At 41.2% G+C, this 18,237-nt stretch carries 24 protein-coding genes; 20 read left to right on the top strand and 4 right to left on the bottom strand.

Going from position 1 to position 18,237, the window contains the following annotated elements:
- Positions 1-756: 756 nt before the first annotated feature.
- From KNO70_RS06055 to KNO70_RS06085, 7 genes are all read left to right on the top strand, one after another.
- A complete protein-coding gene (locus KNO70_RS06055; RefSeq protein ID WP_214730660.1) occupies positions 757-1,215 on the top strand; it encodes a CopY/TcrY family copper transport repressor in 459 nt (152 codons plus the stop codon).
- A gap of 56 nt (positions 1,216-1,271) precedes the next feature.
- Positions 1,272-1,475 (top strand): cation transporter, encoded by a 204-nt coding sequence (locus tag KNO70_RS06060; protein ID WP_353048732.1) that lies wholly within the window; start codon positions 1,272-1,274, stop codon positions 1,473-1,475.
- A gap of 18 nt (positions 1,476-1,493) precedes the next feature.
- Positions 1,494-3,953: a heavy metal translocating P-type ATPase gene (locus KNO70_RS06065; RefSeq protein WP_214730669.1), complete on the top strand. Its 2,460-nt coding sequence runs from the start codon at positions 1,494-1,496 to the stop codon at positions 3,951-3,953.
- Between the two features lie 14 nt (positions 3,954-3,967).
- A complete protein-coding gene (locus KNO70_RS06070; RefSeq protein WP_029595503.1) occupies positions 3,968-4,243 on the top strand; it encodes a glutaredoxin family protein in 276 nt (91 codons plus the stop codon).
- Positions 4,244-4,385: 142 nt separating this feature from the next.
- Positions 4,386-4,628: a heavy-metal-associated domain-containing protein gene (locus tag KNO70_RS06075; protein WP_214686850.1), complete on the top strand. Its 243-nt coding sequence runs from the start codon at positions 4,386-4,388 to the stop codon at positions 4,626-4,628.
- A gap of 50 nt (positions 4,629-4,678) precedes the next feature.
- The gene (locus tag KNO70_RS06080; protein WP_236355812.1) at positions 4,679-5,356 is read left to right on the top strand and encodes a hypothetical protein; all 678 of its coding nucleotides are present in this window, start codon (positions 4,679-4,681) and stop codon (positions 5,354-5,356) included.
- A gap of 79 nt (positions 5,357-5,435) precedes the next feature.
- Positions 5,436-6,857, top strand: coding sequence for an MATE family efflux transporter (locus tag KNO70_RS06085; RefSeq protein WP_211779491.1), 1,422 nt, complete (start codon positions 5,436-5,438; stop codon positions 6,855-6,857).
- 227 nt (positions 6,858-7,084) lie between these two features.
- Here the strand turns inward: KNO70_RS06085 and KNO70_RS16090 are convergent, their stop codons facing one another.
- The gene (locus KNO70_RS16090; RefSeq protein WP_270810937.1) at positions 7,085-7,312 is read right to left on the bottom strand and encodes a PRD domain-containing protein; all 228 of its coding nucleotides are present in this window, start codon (positions 7,310-7,312) and stop codon (positions 7,085-7,087) included.
- 60 nt (positions 7,313-7,372) lie between these two features.
- Between KNO70_RS16090 and KNO70_RS06095 the strand changes: the two genes are divergently transcribed.
- The 3 genes from KNO70_RS06095 (at position 7,373) to KNO70_RS06105 (ending at position 9,044) form a co-directional block, all read left to right on the top strand.
- A complete protein-coding gene (locus KNO70_RS06095; RefSeq protein WP_214686849.1) occupies positions 7,373-7,600 on the top strand; it encodes an Lrp/AsnC ligand binding domain-containing protein in 228 nt (75 codons plus the stop codon).
- A gap of 323 nt (positions 7,601-7,923) precedes the next feature.
- Complete coding sequence (locus tag KNO70_RS06100) at positions 7,924-8,199, top strand: hypothetical protein (protein ID WP_214811503.1); 276 nt, start codon at positions 7,924-7,926, stop codon at positions 8,197-8,199.
- A complete protein-coding gene (locus KNO70_RS06105) occupies positions 8,163-9,044 on the top strand; it encodes an IS3 family transposase (protein ID WP_270811028.1) in 882 nt (293 codons plus the stop codon). The genes KNO70_RS06100 and KNO70_RS06105 overlap by 37 nt, the downstream gene beginning before the upstream one ends.
- A 62-nt stretch (positions 9,045-9,106) precedes the next feature.
- Here the strand turns inward: KNO70_RS06105 and KNO70_RS06110 are convergent, their stop codons facing one another.
- Positions 9,107-9,826, bottom strand: coding sequence for a peptidoglycan DD-metalloendopeptidase family protein (locus KNO70_RS06110; RefSeq protein ID WP_211779490.1), 720 nt, complete (start codon positions 9,824-9,826; stop codon positions 9,107-9,109).
- Between the two features lie 237 nt (positions 9,827-10,063).
- Between KNO70_RS06110 and KNO70_RS06115 the strand changes: the two genes are divergently transcribed.
- From KNO70_RS06115 to KNO70_RS06130, 4 genes are all read left to right on the top strand, one after another.
- On the top strand, positions 10,064-10,756 hold the full coding sequence (locus tag KNO70_RS06115; RefSeq protein ID WP_214687704.1) for a cytochrome c biogenesis CcdA family protein: 693 nt from the start codon (positions 10,064-10,066) through the stop codon (positions 10,754-10,756).
- A gap of 37 nt (positions 10,757-10,793) precedes the next feature.
- A complete protein-coding gene (locus tag KNO70_RS06120; RefSeq protein WP_214686848.1) occupies positions 10,794-11,600 on the top strand; it encodes a hypothetical protein in 807 nt (268 codons plus the stop codon).
- Between the two features lie 339 nt (positions 11,601-11,939).
- The gene (locus KNO70_RS06125; protein ID WP_214811506.1) at positions 11,940-12,968 is read left to right on the top strand and encodes a HAMP domain-containing sensor histidine kinase; all 1,029 of its coding nucleotides are present in this window, start codon (positions 11,940-11,942) and stop codon (positions 12,966-12,968) included.
- Positions 12,965-13,636 carry a response regulator transcription factor gene (locus KNO70_RS06130; protein WP_214686845.1) on the top strand — a complete coding sequence of 224 codons (672 nt, stop codon included), beginning with the start codon at positions 12,965-12,967 and terminating at the stop codon, positions 13,634-13,636. Before KNO70_RS06125 ends, KNO70_RS06130 begins: the two co-directional genes overlap by 4 nt.
- A gap of 60 nt (positions 13,637-13,696) precedes the next feature.
- Here KNO70_RS06130 and KNO70_RS06135 read toward each other — a convergent pair whose 3' ends face one another.
- On the bottom strand, positions 13,697-14,269 hold the full coding sequence (locus KNO70_RS06135) for a YdhK family protein (protein WP_214686843.1): 573 nt from the start codon (positions 14,267-14,269) through the stop codon (positions 13,697-13,699).
- A 188-nt stretch (positions 14,270-14,457) separates the two neighbouring features.
- On the opposite strand from KNO70_RS06135, the gene KNO70_RS06140 reads away from it, so the two are divergent.
- From KNO70_RS06140 to KNO70_RS06165, 6 genes are all read left to right on the top strand, one after another.
- A complete protein-coding gene (locus tag KNO70_RS06140; protein WP_214686842.1) occupies positions 14,458-14,793 on the top strand; it encodes a hypothetical protein in 336 nt (111 codons plus the stop codon).
- Positions 14,777-15,331, top strand: a complete 555-nt coding sequence (locus KNO70_RS06145; protein ID WP_214686840.1) for a multicopper oxidase domain-containing protein — start codon at positions 14,777-14,779, stop codon at positions 15,329-15,331. The genes KNO70_RS06140 and KNO70_RS06145 overlap by 17 nt, the downstream gene beginning before the upstream one ends.
- Positions 15,332-15,400: 69 nt before the next feature.
- Complete coding sequence (locus tag KNO70_RS16095) at positions 15,401-15,973, top strand: multicopper oxidase family protein (RefSeq protein WP_214686838.1); 573 nt, start codon at positions 15,401-15,403, stop codon at positions 15,971-15,973.
- Between the two features lie 91 nt (positions 15,974-16,064).
- Entirely contained in the window at positions 16,065-16,391 is a 327-nt protein-coding gene (locus tag KNO70_RS06155; protein WP_214686835.1) for a four-helix bundle copper-binding protein, read from the top strand.
- Positions 16,392-16,710: 319 nt separating this feature from the next.
- Positions 16,711-17,043: a PRD domain-containing protein gene (locus KNO70_RS06160; protein ID WP_214686834.1), complete on the top strand. Its 333-nt coding sequence runs from the start codon at positions 16,711-16,713 to the stop codon at positions 17,041-17,043.
- Positions 17,040-17,225, top strand: a complete 186-nt coding sequence (locus tag KNO70_RS06165; protein ID WP_029336154.1) for a diguanylate cyclase — start codon at positions 17,040-17,042, stop codon at positions 17,223-17,225. The genes KNO70_RS06160 and KNO70_RS06165 overlap by 4 nt, the downstream gene beginning before the upstream one ends.
- 339 nt (positions 17,226-17,564) lie before the next feature.
- Here KNO70_RS06165 and KNO70_RS06170 read toward each other — a convergent pair whose 3' ends face one another.
- A complete protein-coding gene (locus KNO70_RS06170) occupies positions 17,565-18,047 on the bottom strand; it encodes a hypothetical protein (protein WP_214686833.1) in 483 nt (160 codons plus the stop codon).
- Positions 18,048-18,237 lie beyond the last annotated feature (190 nt).

The following is an 18,237-nucleotide window of genomic DNA, read 5'->3' on the forward strand; positions in this document are numbered from 1 at the left end:
GAGGAGCAAGCAGAGATTGATGGGGTGTTCGCTATTTCCTTTGTGAGCGTAAAGAGAGATAGAACTTCAATGATCGATTAGTGGATTATATTTTGTTGCTTAGTAAATTCACTTCGAAAATAAGTTGATATTTCCTCTCAATTGCCCATGAGACCGGTAATTGTTTATCGCTTAACGAAATCAATTTCTCGAATAATTGGTTGATACTTAGCGTTGAACCATAGGAGACTGAATATGTTTTTTACTTCTTGTAACATACTGAATGATGTCACCTTGGTCTCATTAGATTATTTTTTGTATACAATACATTTAGTTTCTATATTCAGATTAATTGGATGAGAGCTTTTTTGGGAGTTCAAACATTGAATGGAACTTGTAGTGTAAGAAGGGATACATTTCGTCGTCGAAATGTATCCCTTCTTACACTTTTTCATTAACCAAGGTGCCTCCATACGAAAATAGCAATCGAATTATCAAGTTGATTGTAGGAACTCAGCAACAAAACCTTAAAGGCAGCACCTACTTTGTTTTATTACATCCTACTTTTTTGATTTTAAGAAATAGGAGAGTTCGATTGAGCCACAGCACCCGAGCCCTCTGTAGAGGCATTGAAGAGTTTTCTAGACAAGAATATAGCCAATGACGACTGAATATCGAACCCGAAAACATAATGGTTGACAGCAAACGTTTACGATTGTAAACTAAAAACAAATAAAACGTTTACGATTGTAAACTTAAAATTTGGAGGTTGGACAAATGGCTGAACATGTCGAAAAACAAATAACGGATTCAGAATGGGAAGTCATGCGTGTCGTTTGGGCCCAAAAGCACGTGACCAGTAAAGAAATCATCGAGGTATTGGAAAAGAAGATGAGCTGGAAGCCTGCGACGACGAAGACATTCATAGGGAGGCTCGTGAAAAAAGGGATGCTCTCAACCGAGGCCGAGGGGAATAAATTCATCTACTCTGCCAACATCGTTGAAGGCGACGTCATCAGAGAGACGTTACATGATCTACTCGATCATATCTGTGACAGGGATGTCGGGAACACCATCGGAACGATGATCACACAAGCGACACTAAGTGTACAGGATATCGAGAATCTCAAAAAAATCCTTGAGATGAAGGAAGGTGAAGCGGTGGAAAACATTCCATGTACTTGTACCCCAGGTCAATGCAGATGTCAGGACCATTCCTGTGGATCCAGACATTGAGTTTGAAATGACGTCATGAATGTGTTGAATAGGAGGAGATTCAAGATGAAAAAACGATTTTAACGATTAAAGGTATGTCGTGCGCTCATTGTGTCAACAAAGTCGAGTCAGCACTTGAAGGTCTGAATGGGATTGAAAGTGCGAAGGTCAACTTGAAGAAAGGCATCGCAAAAGTGAAGTACGACGAATCACGACTAGGTGTGAATGAATTTAAAGAAGTTGTGGGCGAGGTCGGATACGAAGTCGAATCGGCCCAATAAAAATGGAGGTAAGACGATATGGAGAGTAAGACATTTGCAGTGGAAGGGATGACCTGTGCGTCCTGCGTTCAGACAGTTGAAAAAGCAACCCAAAAATTGCCTGGCGTAGTGACCTCCAACGTCAACCTGGCGACAGGGAAATTGAGCATTCATTACGATGAGACGAAAATCTCGCCGCTAGATATTCAGACGACCGTCGAGAAGGCTGGCTACAAGGCCTCAACTGAGACCGAGCAAAGATCATTTGTCATCACAGGGATGACTTGTGCCTCATGTGTGCAGACGATTGAGAAGGCCACGAGGAAAATGGTGGGTGTGACTGAGTCGAATGTGAACTTGGCGACAGAAAAATTAGTCATTCGATATGATCCTCAGCTGGTGACTGTATCAGATGTCATCCGAGTGGTGGCAAACGCCGGATATGAGGCAAGAGAAGACCAAGAATCAGCGGATAGTCAAGATACCGAGAAAGAAAAGAAACTGAAAAAAATTCAATCGATGTGGAACCGATTTGTAGGGTCGGCGATTTTCACGATTCCATTACTCTATGTGGCGATGGGGCATGTGATCGGCCTACCCCTACCGATGGCATTGCATCCAACGATGAACCCAGAATTGTTCGCTGTCTTGCAGCTCATGATGACCATCCCAGTGATGTTATTCGGATGGAAATTCTTCTCCGTCGGATTTAAGACATTGTTCCGAGGGCATCCGAATATGGATTCACTTGTCGCACTAGGGACGAGCGCAGCCTTCTTCTATAGCGTCGGTGCTACCATGGCTATCCTCTCAGGTTATGAGGGATACGTGAATAGCCTCTACTATGAGACAGCCGCAGTCATTCTCACGCTGATCACATTAGGTAAATATCTTGAAGTCCGGACGATGGGTAAAACATCCGAAGCGATTGAAAAATTGATGGGACTGGCACCTAAGACGGCAAAGGTCGTCCGCAACGGACAAGAGTTAGAAGTATCAATCGACGAAGTCATCGTCGGCGACACGATTATCGTAAAGCCTGGTGAGAAGATTCCGGTGGATGGCGTGGTTCTATCAGGTAATACGTCTGTAGACGAATCCATGCTGACCGGTGAAAGTATCCCTGTTGAAAAAAATGTGGGTGCTCAAGTCATCGGTGCCAGCATCAACAAGAACGGGATCATCCAATACCGAGCCACGAAAGTCGGTAAGGATACGGCGCTATCTCAAATCATCAAATTGGTCGAGGATGCACAGGGCTCTCGAGCTCCTATCGCAAAACTGGCCGATATCATCTCCGGATACTTTGTACCGATTGTCATCGTCGTCGCGATCCTTTCAGGAATTGCATGGTATTTAGGCGGTCAGACCGGCCTCTTCGCCTTGACGATCACGATTTCAGTACTGGTCATCGCCTGCCCTTGTGCACTAGGTTTGGCCACACCAACAGCAATCATGGTGGGTACGGGCAAAGGTGCTGAGAATGGTGTGTTGATCAAGAGTGGCGGCGCCTTGGAGACGACCCATAAAGTCCAGACGATCGTGTTCGACAAGACAGGGACGATCACTGAAGGAAAACCGAAAGTGACAGATATCGTGACAGTGAATGGACATCAAGAAGATGAGTTGTTACGCTTGACCGCTTCCGCTGAAAAAGGGTCTGAACATCCATTGGGCGAAGCAATCGTAAGAGCGGCAGAGGACAGAATGATGCGTGTCATGGATATCGATCGTTTTGAAGCCATCCCAGGGCACGGGATCGAAGTACTGATCGACGGAAAAGTCTTGCTTGCCGGAAACAGAAAATTGATGAAAGACCGCGGCATCTCACTGGATGTCCTTGAAGGCGCTTCAGACAAACTCGCACACCAAGGCAAGACGCCGATGTATATCGCGATTGACCAACAAATCGCAGGGATCATCGCTGTCGCAGACACCGTCAAAGAAAACAGTCGTAAAGCCATTCAGAAACTTCAACGAATGGGTATCGAAGTAGCCATGATCACCGGAGACAACAAAGGTACGGCCATGGCGATTGCGAGACAGGTCGGGATCGATCGGGTACTGAGTGAAGTGTTACCTGAAGACAAAGCGAACGAAGTGAAGAAGTTACAGGCCGAAGGGAAGAAGGTCGCAATGGTCGGTGATGGAATCAATGACGCACCAGCCTTGGCCCAAGCAGACATCGGAATCGCGATCGGTTCGGGTACTGACGTTGCGATCGAATCTGCAGACATCGTCTTGATGCGAAGCGATTTGATGGATGTACCTACAGCTGTCGAATTGAGCAAGTCAACCATCCGCAATATTAAACAGAACCTGTTTTGGGCATTTGCCTATAATGTCATGGGTATCCCGTTTGCGATGGGGATTGTTTATCTTCTTGGTGGGCCCTTATTGAACCCGATACTTGCTGGAGCGGCCATGAGTTTAAGCTCAGTCTCGGTCCTGGTGAACGCACTCCGTTTGAAACGATTTAAGCCTTCGATGATCAAATAAAAGGAGGAATTGGGATGGATAGAGATCTACAGCTCGAACTTTACACGCGTCCGACGTGTTCAGATTGTCAGGATGCCAAAAAATACTTAAAAACAATCTCAGTCTCTTATGTGAACAAAGATGTGGGTGTGAACCTTGACCTTGAACAAGAAATGGTAGCGATATCAGGAAATCGAATCGTACCACTGTTTGTCTTCTACAAAAAAGGGATGCTCAGAAAGAGAAAAGTAGTGAAGTACTTTGTTGGCTTCGAGAACAACAAAGAGGAGATTCTAACATTGCTACGATAAGCAACGATAGCTCACTCTCAGAACCTGTTGAAAGCGTGTCGCGCAATGAGGGACACGAACATAAGGTGGCGAGGGTGTAAAAAAATCGATACTTTTACACCCTACCCATGTATGGTAATTAAATAATCAGGAGGAACATATAATGAAAAAATCAACATTTCAGGTAGCGAATATGTCTTGTGGATCTTGTATCAATAAGATTGAAGGACACGTTGGAAAGTTAGCGGGTATTGAATCAGTGAAGGTCAATCTTTCGGCGGGAGAGGTGGACGTGACGTTCGATGAAAGCCAACTCACACTTTCTGAGATTGAAACCGCAATTCAAGAGAATGGCTACGAGGTAACGGAGGCGACCGTTAAAATCGGCTGTTCTTGCTGCAAGTAATGGAGGTCGAGTGACGGTGCGATCAAGGACTACACAAAGGAGTGTTAAACGTGAAAGACCATGGACATCATCATATGAAGAACTTGACGGGAAATGAAGTGTCTGTAGAGGCTAAATATGAATTCGGGAAAATCAGTATCGAGTTAAAGGATCAACATCAGCAAGCCCCGGAACTCGAAGTCAGCCATGAAAAGGAATTCCATTTGATTCTCGTGAACGAAGACCTAACTGAGTACCGACACCTCCATCCGTTTAAAAAGGGTGAGGGTCGATTCGAGCACCCCGTCCAACTTGAGGCAGGGGCGTATAAACTCTTCGTGGATATTCAGCCTAAGGGACTGGCATATCAAGTGAAGCCGGTTCACTTACAGATTGATCATCAGTCCTCTTCCTCTATCGAATCGTCACTTAAAGTGGATGAGCGTCTGACGAAGACGATCGAAGGTCATACCGTCGAGCTGTCGATTGACTCTTTAAAAGCGCATGTCCCGACTGTCTTCAGCTATGACACCAAAGAAAGTAACCCGGAGCCATACCTTGGAGCACTTGGTCATGTCGTCATCTTGGATGAAGCCGGAGAACAGTTTATCCATGTGCATCCTTCTTCTCATGATACGACGGAATTTGAGACGGTCTTCCATAAACCTGGCCTATACAAGGTCTGGGCCGAATTCCAGTTCCATGGGACTGTGCACACCTATCCTTTCGTCATTCGTGTCTCAGATTGACCATGAGCGACCCATGGTTCCTCGTTGGGTCGCTTTCCTGTAATCGTTGTAAGCATAATTTTCGAAGGAGAGGACTCAGATGATAGAAAGTGAGCGGCTGGACACTCATGGTGATCGAAAAACCAAGATGAAATTCATCCTTCTACTCGCGTTACCAGCGATTGCCGAGAATTTTTTCCAAACGTTGCTCGGATTTGTCGATACGCTGTTCGTCTCAAGAATCGGCCTAGCAGAAGTGTCAGCGGTAGGAGTGACGAATGCCATCCTCGCCATCTACTTTGCTGTCTTTATGGCAATCGGTGTGGCAGTAAACGTTTATGTCGCCAATAACTTAGGCTCAGAACGAATCGAGCGCGCGAGACATATCGCGCAGCAGGCCATCGTCCTATCTGTCGTGGTCGGGGTGACCTTTGGGGTCGTGACGCTATTTTTCGCTGAGCCTCTCCTGAGGTTGATGGGGGTGGAGAATGACGTTTTAGAAGCTGGTAGCACCTACTTCAAAATTGTCGGGATCCCATCGATCGTGATGGCATTGATGTTTGTGCTCAGTAGTATCTTACGAGGTGCGGGAGATACAAAATCACCGATGAAGGTAAGCATCGTCATCAATGTCGTCAATATTGTGCTCGACTATATGTTGATTTTCGGTTTTTGGATCATCCCCGAACTTGGTCTCGTCGGAGCGGCACTCGCGACCGTCATCGCCCGGCTCGTCGGGACGCTCTTATTGATGAACTATATTCGTAAGACGGAAGTGATCGCCTTCAGGAAAGATTTCTGGAGACCGGATCTCGAACACCAGTTGGAGCTCGTGAACCTTGGAAGCCCGGCGGCTATCGAGCGATTGGTCATGAGAGCCGGACAGATCGTGTATTTCGGATTCATCGTGGTACTCGGGACGAACACCTTCGCCGCGCATCAAATTGCAGGGAATCTAGAGGTGTTCTCTTATATGTTGGCATATGGTTTCGCGACAGCAGCAACCATTCTCGTCGGTCGCAACATCGGAGCGGGAGACCACGAGACCGCCAAAGAATATGCCAGATTGAGCACGTTCATGGCGATGGGCTTCATGTCCTTATTCGGGGTCGTCTTATTCTTCTTCGGAGGATGGGCAGGTTCACTTTTCACCGACGATCCCCAAGTCATCAAAGACATCGATGTCGCGTTAAAAATAGCAGCGGTCTTCCAGCCTTTCCTAGCAGTTGTCCTTGTATTGACCGGTGGATTCCAAGGAGCAAACAATACGAAGTTTCCAATGTATCTGACCACGATCGGTATGTGGGTGATCCGGACTGGGGCAGTATATGTATTGGCGATTCAGATGCAGATGGGCATTGCAGGAGTGTGGATCGCCATCGGTCTAGACATCGTCTTTAAGGCGATCGTCCTTTGGATTCAATTCAGCCGAGGGCGTTGGATTGTAGTGGAATCCGAACCGCAGAAGCCCTGTCATCCCAAAACTAAGCATGAAGACGTGCGATGTATAAATAATTATTAACACTTGACTGAAATTGTAGGAAAGAGCAAAGTTGTTCTTTCCTTTTATCTTTTCTGAAAAAGTTATTAAAGGAGCCCGTCACGCCGATTTAAAGAAATCGAATCAGTGGTGAAAAACACACATATGTCATGCGGCCTATAGCTGCTCGATTATAAAAAATGGATATTTTTTTGTTCAGTATAGAAAAAACCTGGTCTTCGTCAAAAAGAACCAGGTAATTAAGAAAGTTATTGTTTATTCAAATCCATATTAGTTGTCAGTCGATGAATATGAACGGCTAGATAAGCTAGTTCCTCATTAGGAATTGTCACACCGTGCAACTGTTTAAGGTAGTCCCGTACTTTGAATGAACCATTCATGGCCTTTGGGTAGATGTTCGCAATCTGTTCAAATAGTTGATCGGATTCTTCATTCAATATTTTTCCAGCATAAAAGCGTTCAGCGAAATATTTCACATGTGTGATGAATCATGAATAACGAATATCTTCTTCATCGGTTTCAATATTGTAAGCATTATGAAAACGTCCAATCATGAGAAGTTTATTCAATTTCTAAACGAGCGCCAAGAAGTAGTGGAAGCCCATCGTGTATCAGGAGAAGGATGTTACCACCTAAAAATAAAAGTGACATCTCAGGAAGAACTGAATCTCTTTCTAAATTCGATTCTTGAATACGGGAATTATACGCTTTACTTGTCTATCAACGAAATCAAGCGGCGTCTCTCGCCAATAAAAGACGTATAAAATATATCGCTAGCTGTACAAAAGTTGATAGAGACAGTTAAACACCTTAGAAAAATCATTTAATTCTATGAAAAAGCTCAAATTCTTGTGAACTGCCCCATAAAAATTGGACATAAAAAAATCTAACTTTGGGCTAACCTAAATTTTTGAGACAATATAAAAACACCTTCGCAGTGGTCCACTTTAAAAAAGTGCTGGCATCGGAGGTGTTTTTGCGTGGGCAAAAACGTATATTCAAGTGAAGTGAAGTGAAGTGAAGTGAAGTGAAGTGAAGTGAAGTGAAGTGAAGTGAAGTGAAGTGAAGTGAAGTGAAGTGGGCAGTGGTGAGAGACAAACTAAGTTGTGAGTTGACGACTAGAGAGATTATGGAGAAACACGGAATCAAAAATGAATTCCAGATTCACACATGGATGAGATGGTATCGGTCCAATGAAATCTATCGATTCGGCCAACCGATCGGTAAGCAGTACACCTACGGACTCGGTCCTGATTCCGCCAGCGAGGATGACAAGAAAGAGCGTCAACTATCCCACCTGAAGACGGAGAACGAAATCTTAAAAAAATTCATGGAGATCGAAAGAGAGTTGAGAAAGAAGTAGTCCTAAAGGTTGTAGAGCTCCTGAGGAGCAAATATACAGTCACGACAATCCTACGTGTGATAGACGTTCCGCGGGCAACCTATTACCGTTGGGCCAGAGAACCGGTGAAGCACCCTTCGGTGCTAGAGCAAACAATCGTCGCAGTATGTAAGCTTACAAAGTATCGATATGGACATCGAAAGATAAAGGCCCTGTTAGAACAAACCTATGAATTGGCATCAAACCGGAACACCGTACAGAGAATCATGAAGAAGCACCATCTCCAGTGTCGGATCAAACCCAAACGAAAATGGAAGTCTCAGGGTGAGAGTATCGTCATTGCCCCTGACCTTCTCAAGCGAGACTTCACTGCCAGTAGACCGAATAAGAAGTGGATGACGGACATCACCTACATCCAATACGGGGGCACGACGAAGTACCTCTCCACGATCATCGACCTATTCAACAATGAGATTGTTGCCTATAAGCTATACGATCATCAACAGACGCCCCTCGTCATCGATACGTTAAGGATGGCGTTGGAGAGTCGGAACAATCCCGAAGGGGTTATCATCCATTCAGATCAAGGAAGTGTCTATACATCATATGCCTTTCAAGATTTCGTAAAGAGGAAGTATCTGACGAGCAGCATGTCTCGAAGAGGCAACTGTTGGGATAATGCGGTGATCGAATCGTTTCATTCGAACTTGAAGTCTGAGGTGTTCCAGTACGTCAAGTTCAACTCGTTAAGCGACTATGAAGTGCGTGAGCGGGTGAATAATTACTTAACTTACTACAACGAAGAACGTATCCAAGAAAAATTAGGCTACCTCACACCGATAAAATATGGCGTGGCGGTAGCCTAATCAAGGTATTTTTATTAGTGTCTCATATAGCTAGGTCAGTCTAATCTTTTCTTTTTTTTAGGTTACAAATAGTTCATTGGGTTGACACTATTCGCTGCAGAATAACTGCTGTATTTATAACTGTTTTTATGAATCTCAAAGTGCAAATGATTTCCGAACGAGTTTCCTGTATTCCCAACTGTTCCAATCTTCATACCTTTAGAGACTGTCTGACCACTTTTTACCGAAAGGCTGTTCATATGAGCATAAACGGTTACGTATTTTTGATTCTGTAGACTATGTGAAATCATAACGTGTTTACCGTATGCACCGCTGTTTTTAGATGTAATGACTTTTCCACTGGCAGAAGCGTAGACGGGTGTGCCTTTTGCTGCAGCTAGATCAACGCCATTATGGAATGTATAACCGTAAGCACCATTAGAGTTTCCGTATCCTTGGGTCAGCCGACCTTCTGTAGGAGAAGCAAAAAGAGAGTTATTATATGATGTTTTTTTGGCAACGTGGCTCTTATATTTTTTTAGGTAAGAACTATAGATATACCGTGTGTTTCCTTTGTAAAGTACTTTTGTCCAAGCTCCTTTTTTTCCTAAATAAGAAAAGGTCTGCCCAGTGTTAGTGATGCCGACAATTTTGTGATTAAGAGAAGGACCAGTCCGAACACGAAGATCGTCTGTCTTCACTTTTACGTTATATGCACTACTTGCTTCGACTTTTGGACTATGCATCGAAAAAGTTGTTGTGAGTAAGACACTAGAAGCGATAAGTATTACCTTGTTTTTCATTAGTTGTACTCCTTTAAAGATAAAGATACAGTGACGAACGATTTGTTAAAAGGAGTATAGCATCACTATATTACAAAAAAGTATATCAAATTCATTTCAAAAATTGACAAGAGATTTAATCAAAAAATGCATAGTTTTTTCACAAACGGATTTTATGATAAAAATTAAACACATTTCTTTTTTATAAATATTCCAAAAAATAGATTTATTTTTTGTGTGTAGGAAAAATTTGATGGAATTATCTTTTTTGTTAGCTTTTGGGCAGGGTTTTTATCTTTCATTTCGCCATGTTGTCTGGCTTTATATCCCGTTTTTTTATCTTACATTACAGAGGTTTCAGTTAGAGAGTTAAAAGAAAATGAAAAGTGGAACTGGAATGGAGTTCCCCATACATTAGTTTTCCTACTTGGATTTTCGAGCGTATTTTTAGTGATGGGTTTTTCAACGTCATACTTGGCTGATTTTTTTATAGTGTATAAAGATGTTTTACAGATGAGCGGTGCACTTATTTTATTCATATTTGGTGTTATTCTAACTGGTCTATGGACTCCAACATTTTTACTTAAAGAGCGAAGATTGAACTTAGGAACAAGAAAGCGTGGCTATATCGGAACGCTTTTGGTCGGAGTCGGATCAGCTGCTGGATGGACTCCTTGTACAGGACCAATTCTCGCTGGAGTTATTGCTTTGATTGCCACAAATCCTGGTAATGGATTTTTATATATGCTCTTTTATGTTCTAGGTTTCTCCATTCCATTTTTCTTAATGTCGTTTTGGGTCGGGAAATCAAGATATTTAATGAAGTATTCTTCAAAGGTTACAAAAATAGGTGGAGGGTTTATGATTTTATTAGGTATCATATTGTATTTCGATGGTCTAACGAAACTAACTACAATATTGATTGATTTTACAGGGTTTAGAGGGTTCTGACGCTCTATTTTCTATTTCAAGAGGAGATGCATCGTAAATGTTTCGTAAAAATGTCCTGATGATGGGAGTAGAGGAAAACTGGAAAGTGATGGAGAACATAAAACAACTTAAACCCTCAGGTATAGATATTCATATTTCTTCAAAAGAAGGATGGGTTCGAAAGCTACTTCCTGATTTTAAATATTTTGATTCATTTTCAAAAAAAGAATCAGAAGAAGGGTATATTAGTAATCTCATTGAATATTGTACTTCTCAAAAAATAGGCTGGATTATTCCTTTAAGCGAACAAGAAGCAACTACGCTATCGAAACACAAGTTAAAAATGAGAGAAAATAACGTAATGTTTATAACATCCTTTGATTTGGATAAAACAATACTTCATGATTCATTTTCGGTTCAAGGTAATACCTTTACTTACTCTTTTGACCAAATAAAGAATGCGCCTGAAGGTGTAAAGCTGGGGAAAATTGATGCATATATCGATTATCGATCTGATGAAGTGATTTGCTGTTTTATGAGAGAAGAGTATGAACGGTACCAAGATACTGTTCTTTCATACGAGGTGTTTGCCAACTCGATTTTAGAGGAGTGCGTAGCAATAATTGCTCAAAGGCTTAATATAAAGGGTTCTTTTTCTTTCGATTATCAACGTGATTCGGAGGGGATGTATACGATTACAAAAATAGAATGTTTCATGACGCATTCTACTCGTGAGGCTATTTTTAAAGATTATGATTTCGCTAATTATTTGTGGAGCAATATTCAAGGAATTGTCCTTTTAAAAGAATCAAATGATAAAAGCTCTTTTGTGTATCGCCTAAATGAAGAATACTTTCTTTTCTAAATCTCAACAGTTTGTTTTTATATGTAATCATCTTAAATGAGAAAGGTACTTTATGAATAAACTTTCATTTAAAATAACGTTATTTTATTTTTTCGGGATTCTCATGATTTTCATTCTCTCATCTGCTATTGTATACAACATTCTTGAGCATCAACAAGTAGAAAGTGAACTGGAGAGCCTTCAAGAGAGAGGCAATAGTCATCGAGATGTTCTTTCCACTAACTTCGACAAGCAAACAGTTGAACACGTTGTTTTAATGGAGGAAAAGGCGATGACTGATGTGATTATCTTAGAAAAAATAATCAAGTCGTCGATTCATCTAACGACGCTGAACAATTTTTGAACCTGGATTGGATTCAAAAAAAGGATGGAATCGTAGAAGGTAATTGGAGAGAAGGCAAATTTTTAGTGACGGTGAGTAATATTGAAGATGGCGGTCAAATAATCATGTTAGAGCCGACGAAGTATATACAGCATTTGATGGGGGAATTGAAACAACAAGTAGTGTTCTCTCTATTCTTGTTAGTACTTTTTCTATTAGTAAATGTTTATTTTTTGAGTTATATCATTATAAAGCCACTTTTATCAATGAAAGAGGCGACGGTAAAGTTAAGTCAAGGCGAGGTGCTGAAAATCAGAGAAGCTGAGAGAAGCGACGAAGTAGGAGATTTAGCACGAGCGATCACTAAGTTATCTGTTGATTTACGTCACATTCAAAATACAAGAAAGCAATTTCTGACTTCAATCACACATGAATTGCGTACGCCGATTACCTACATCAAGGGATATGCAGGACTCCTCAAAAAAGACGAATCGAGATTTGGAGATATTATCTATGAGGAATCCGAAAGACTTCAAGAACTGATTGAGGATTTGTTTGAACTTGCTAGATTGGAAGAGCCACATTTTCAAATAGATCCTCAGATTACAGAGATGAATGATTTCTTAAAACAGATCAGTGAAAGAATAATTGTTAAATTTGAGGAGAAACAAGTGAAATTAATTCTTCAAATTAATAAAACTCCCATCTACAAAGAGATAGACCAAGCTAGATTCGATCAGGTTCTCTTAAATTTACTGGATAACGCGCTAAAATATACACATGCGAACAAACGCGTATTTTTAAAACTTGATGAAAACTTTATTGAAGTTACGGATGAAGGTGGTGGTGTGGATGAACAATCACTCCCGTATCTTTTTGATCGTTTTTATCGAGTAGATTCTTCACGAAATCGTGAAACAGGAGGTACTGGGCTCGGTCTGGCTATCACGAAAGAAATAGTTGAAGCGCACAAAGGGACCATCGTAGCTATTAATGTAGAAAACGGGCTGAAGGTTGTCATTGACTTGAGGGGGATTCCAGGATGAGAACCATTGCTTTGGTAGATGATGAGAATCGAATGTTAGAACTGATCGAACTGTATCTGCAAGACAGTTATACCTGTATTAAGCTGAACAGCGGAAAAGAGATATTGAACTTGATTGATGTAGATGAGCCTGACTTAATCATATTAGATGTGATGATGCCTTTAATGGATGGTTTTGAGACTTGTCAAAGGATAAGAGAAGTTTCGAATGTACCAATCATTTTATTGACAGCACTCGACGGAAAAGAAGAAATCGTAAAAGGATTGCAACTGGGAGCAGATGATTACATTGTGAAACCGTTCGACGAGGCGGAATTGAAGGCAAGAATTCAATCGATTTTCAGACGAACTACAGTTTCTTCAGGATCAAAAATCGAATCGTCGGGTCTAATCTTAAATGAAGACGCCCATGAGCTGTATTACGATAATCATTTAGTCAAAGTCACACCAAAAGAATTTTCATTACTTGCTAAATTATTAAAAAATCCAGAACGTGTCTATTCAAGAGAGGAACTGCTCTCAAGTTTATGGTTAGCAAATGAGTGGACAGATGAACGAACGGTCGATTCTCATGTAAGAAACTTAAGAGAAAAGCTTAGGAAACTCGAGTTTCCTATTGAAGAACACTTTCGCACAGTATGGGGAATTGGTTACAAGTGGGTTCCTTAAATAAGGAGAAAGAAGACAAGAGAGGAACGGTTAAAAAACCGTTCCTCTCTTGTATATCGTTTATTCTGCAGATAGTTCGTCTTCAGTCACCCATTTATGATTTTTCACTTCTTCACCTGTAGTCGATTCAAAATCAATCATATACACTGTTGTTTGCTTAGCTGAATCGATAGTGGCCGTAGCGTCCTTCATTCCTCCCATATGATCCGCGTCTACTTTTACTTCATCGCCTACTTCATAAGGAGATGACTTGGCATCTACAATCTCTTCTTGAATAATCCATTTATGATCCGTGACGCGTTTCCCGCCATTTGTAGGGTCATAAGAAATGCTATAAGCAGTAGTATCATAAGCACCTACAATTTTAGCCTCAGCCCCTTTCATGCCTTCCATATGTGCTTCTTTGATCATCGCCATGTCGCCAACTTTAAATTTAGGGTTTTTAGCCTCTTGGAGCCCTTTCGGAACCTCTTTCGATCCAGACATGTCCATCGTCGAATGATCCATACCATCCATATTTTTATCCATGCTTCCTGTTGATTTAGAATCATCACTATTGCTTCCGCACGCAGCGAGTGCTAAAGAAAGCGAAGCAGCCATAGTTGTCATAATAATCTTTTTCTTTAATTTCATAAAAATTACCTCCAATTGCTTTTTTATGCTTTCCATAGACTCTATCACATAAATTTGCAGAAACATTGCAGAGAGCAGAAAAGTAACACATTGAAAAAAAACTATAAAATTCATGGGTAGAAAGACATAGTTCTTTCACAATCATTCTTTAAGTTAAAGATAATAATTGATTGGAAGGAATGATCCATATGAAGATAACATGGTTAATCGCAACTATCGGTATCTTCACTCTCATGATTATAGTGGGCGGTTCGTATTTACTTCTTACCCGAGGTACTATGTCAAACAACAAACAGCACATGGGATCTATGATGAATGGAGGAAACACTACTACAAATCAGAATATGATGGAAGGTATGGGACATGGTGCGAGTGTCGATTTAAAATCAACTGAAGAAAAAGAGCGACGATTAAACATCCCTAAGATACTAAAAGCCGATCGTGAAACCAAGAATTCCATTCAATACACGATTGTCGCTAAACAAGGGGAAACAAAGTTCTTTCGAGATGCTAAAAAAAACTAAAACTCTAGGATATAACGGAAATTATTTAGGTCCTGTAGTGGAGTTAAAAAAAGGGAAAACAATAACAATCCGTACGGTGAATCGCTTATCAGAAGCCACTACATCCCATTGGCACGGTCTTGTTGTACCATCATCCGTAGATGGTGGACCACATCAGGTCGTGAAAGCTGGTGAGACGAAGGTAGTAAAGTTTAAAGTGAAGCAAAATGAATCGACATTGTGGTTTCATCCACATCCAATGGGTAAGACTGCTGAACAAGTATACAAGGGGTTGGCAGGATTGTTATACGTAAAAGATGAAAAAACTAAAGAGACGATGCTACCTCATAAATATGGTGAAAATGATATTCCATTAATTCTTCAAGATCGAAAAGTTAAAAATAGGAATGTCCTTGAATATGCTGATGTAGAAAAAATAGATGGGGCTTTAGGCGATACCCTCCTCGTAAACGGAACGATTAATCCGTATTTTAACGTGAAATGTTCGCAACTTAGGGTCAGGTTGATAAATGGTCCAATGCACGGAACTATGCAGTGAAGTTATCTGACGGCTCATCCTTTAAAAAAAATTGCTGATGATGGTGGTTACATCTCAAAAGCGAAAAACGTGAAAAAAATTGAATTAAGTCCAGGCGAACGTATAGAGGTATTGGTAGATTTTTCAAAAAGAAAAATTGGTGAGACTGTTTCATTTGAAACGAATGGAGTAAGGGTCGTTAACTTCAAACTGAAGGATAAACAAGGGGCGAACCTAAGTGCATTGGCGCTGAAAAATGGATATGAAAAGCCGCTAAAGACCTTGTCTACAGTGAATCAAAAATTAACTCTTTTCGGAATGGGCAAAAATGTTGAAATCAATGGGAAAAAGTTTGATAAGACGAGAATTGATATTAAGGCGAAACAAGGAGAATCGGAAATTTGGGAGGTCTATAATAAAAAAGACATGATGGGTGGAATGACTCATCCCTTTCACATTCATGGAGTCCAATTCAAAGTATTAGAGCGAAACGGACAGAAACTGGATAATCAAGAAACAGGTCTAAAAGACACTATCGCTATAAAACCAGACGAACGAGTTAAGATTCAGATGACTTTCAAGGAAAAAGGGGTATTTATGTACCATTGCCATATCCTTGAACATGAAGAGAACGGAATGATGGGTCAGTTGAAAGTGGACTAAAAAATAGGTGAATGTTTTCATCTTTTCTTCACAAACTAAGGGAATAGGCTTTGTGTAAGTCAAAAAAGACGGAAAATGGAGGTATTTTAGAATGAATACTGGACAACAAGAAATCTTAGGTGCCCTACACAACTGTATAGTGACTTGTAATGAATGCTTTGATGCGTGTTTGAGTGAACATCATGTTTCTTCGATGGCAGAGTGTATACGTCTAGACAGAGATTGTTCTGAAATTTGTAGTCTTTTAGTACAAACTATTTCTCGAAACAGCAGCAATATTGATGTTCTTGCAAGAAGCTGTGTTGAAATTTGTGAAAGATGTGCCGACGAATGTTCGAAACATGATCATGATCATTGTAAAAAGTGCGCTGAGGCCTGTAATGAATGTGCAAAAATCTGTCGTAAATTAATTGCTTAAAGCGAAGTGTTAAAAATGAAGGAGCATCTATGTCGCCATGCCGAAAAAGGTATGAGCTAAAAAGCTGATGCTCCTTTATCTATAAAAACTACGGTACTTAGTTATGAAAAATTTCATAACCTTTATAGACCAGTAGTATGGTGAGAAAAAAGAAGGATACATAGAGAGTAACGATTAAACTCTTCATAAATGCTTTCTATATAATCAACTCCATCCTATAGTTTGAGTTGATTATATAGAAAGTTCGTGAAAATAATGAGGAAATAGATTGACAATCATTTATTATTAAAAAATTCTAATGTAAGAGGTGGTGGCTAGGATGGATAAAATATTAATTGTTGATGATGAAATAAGAATGAGGCAATTATTAAGACTTTATCTAGAACAACAGGCATCTGTGCATGAGCTGGAAGCACTTCTACAACGAATCGATGTGAAGGACATCGAATTGGCCGGCGATATTCTCCAACTTTATGAAACTGAAGTAGGGAATACGGTCAACAACATGGCTCTCCTTGGACTAGGTGATCACATTAATTTTGCGGTCGAACGTGCGCGAAAAGGGATGAACTTCCGTTCTGCGTTAGAGTGGGAAATTAAGCAGTTGTATGCGAAAGAGTACTCGGTCGCATCGGCGGAGATGAGTTCGTGATCCTTTCGCCTTATCCTTTGGACTTCAAGAAAGCGACATTTAAATACGAGCTCTCAATCGGAGATGTGCCGGTGACGCTCGATGCTTCAATTGGAGAAGCTGCTTATCCGACAGACGGGGACTCACTAGAGACACTGATTTTGGTCGCAGATGATGCGATGTACATACAAAAATATACATGATTGAGTCACGACATGCCATGACTCGACAACAAAAGAGAGTGTACACGTTTCGACGTCGAAATGTATACACTCTTTTATATATCCATCAAAGTGGAGTCGAATCGATTGTCTGGAAAGCACTCTGTCCCTTTAGAAATATACACATCTCAAAGTATTGTCGTCGCTTTTGATTATATATGACCATATATCATTTTTTTGTATACAAAAATCTAGATTGATCAGGAGAGGTAATTATCGAGATTAGGCGGTACGAGCGTAAGGTTAAGAAGGGCTCGATGAACGCATCAAGGACTCTTCCAACAACCGAGACTCTTCTAATAGTTCTTTTAACGTATTGCTCTACGGGTTCAATGAGATTTGAGTATGTCCGATGCTTCCAAAACTGAACGAACGCTGCATCAATACACCCAGGAATGTCAGCTTGTCTGTACTCGTGTAAAACGATACGAATTCCGGGTCGTCGCTTAGCCTCGCCAGGAGGGCAGCCTCACGTTCTTGAGGGGGAAGTTGTTGAAAGACTGGATCACCGATCGATTGATAATAGGCGTCACAAGCGTAAACTAGTGTAAATTTAAGTTCGAGAGCAGCCGCGTGGTCATAGATGAGTTCAAAATGGCGAAGGTCGTTGTCATTCACTTGTGACAGAAGATGTAAGAAGAAAGCGGACTCACTATTCGCAGCGAGTTCTGGCCGGGCGAACACTTTCGCAGAGTAGATGGCCAATAGAATGGTCGACTGATAAGAGTGATTGGTCTCCGAAATCTCTTTGGCACGGGCGATGAACAGTTTGACGACATCATCGCGTGTCTTGAACTCATCCATGAGTCAGGACATGTTCTCGAGGGTCATATCGCCCTCCGAATACAGTTTCCATGCAAGATAGTCCATGAAGCGGTGTCGGTATCTCACATAAGGAGACTTTTCGAGCTCATCGGAAAGACTGACCGAGAGAAGTTTGATTGGGTTAGTTGCTATTTCACAAGCAAGGGCTCCGTAATGACCGAGTGGCACA

Source organism: Exiguobacterium sp. s181 (assembly GCF_018617125.1).
Lineage (GTDB): Bacteria > Bacillota > Bacilli > Exiguobacteriales > Exiguobacteriaceae > Exiguobacterium > Exiguobacterium profundum.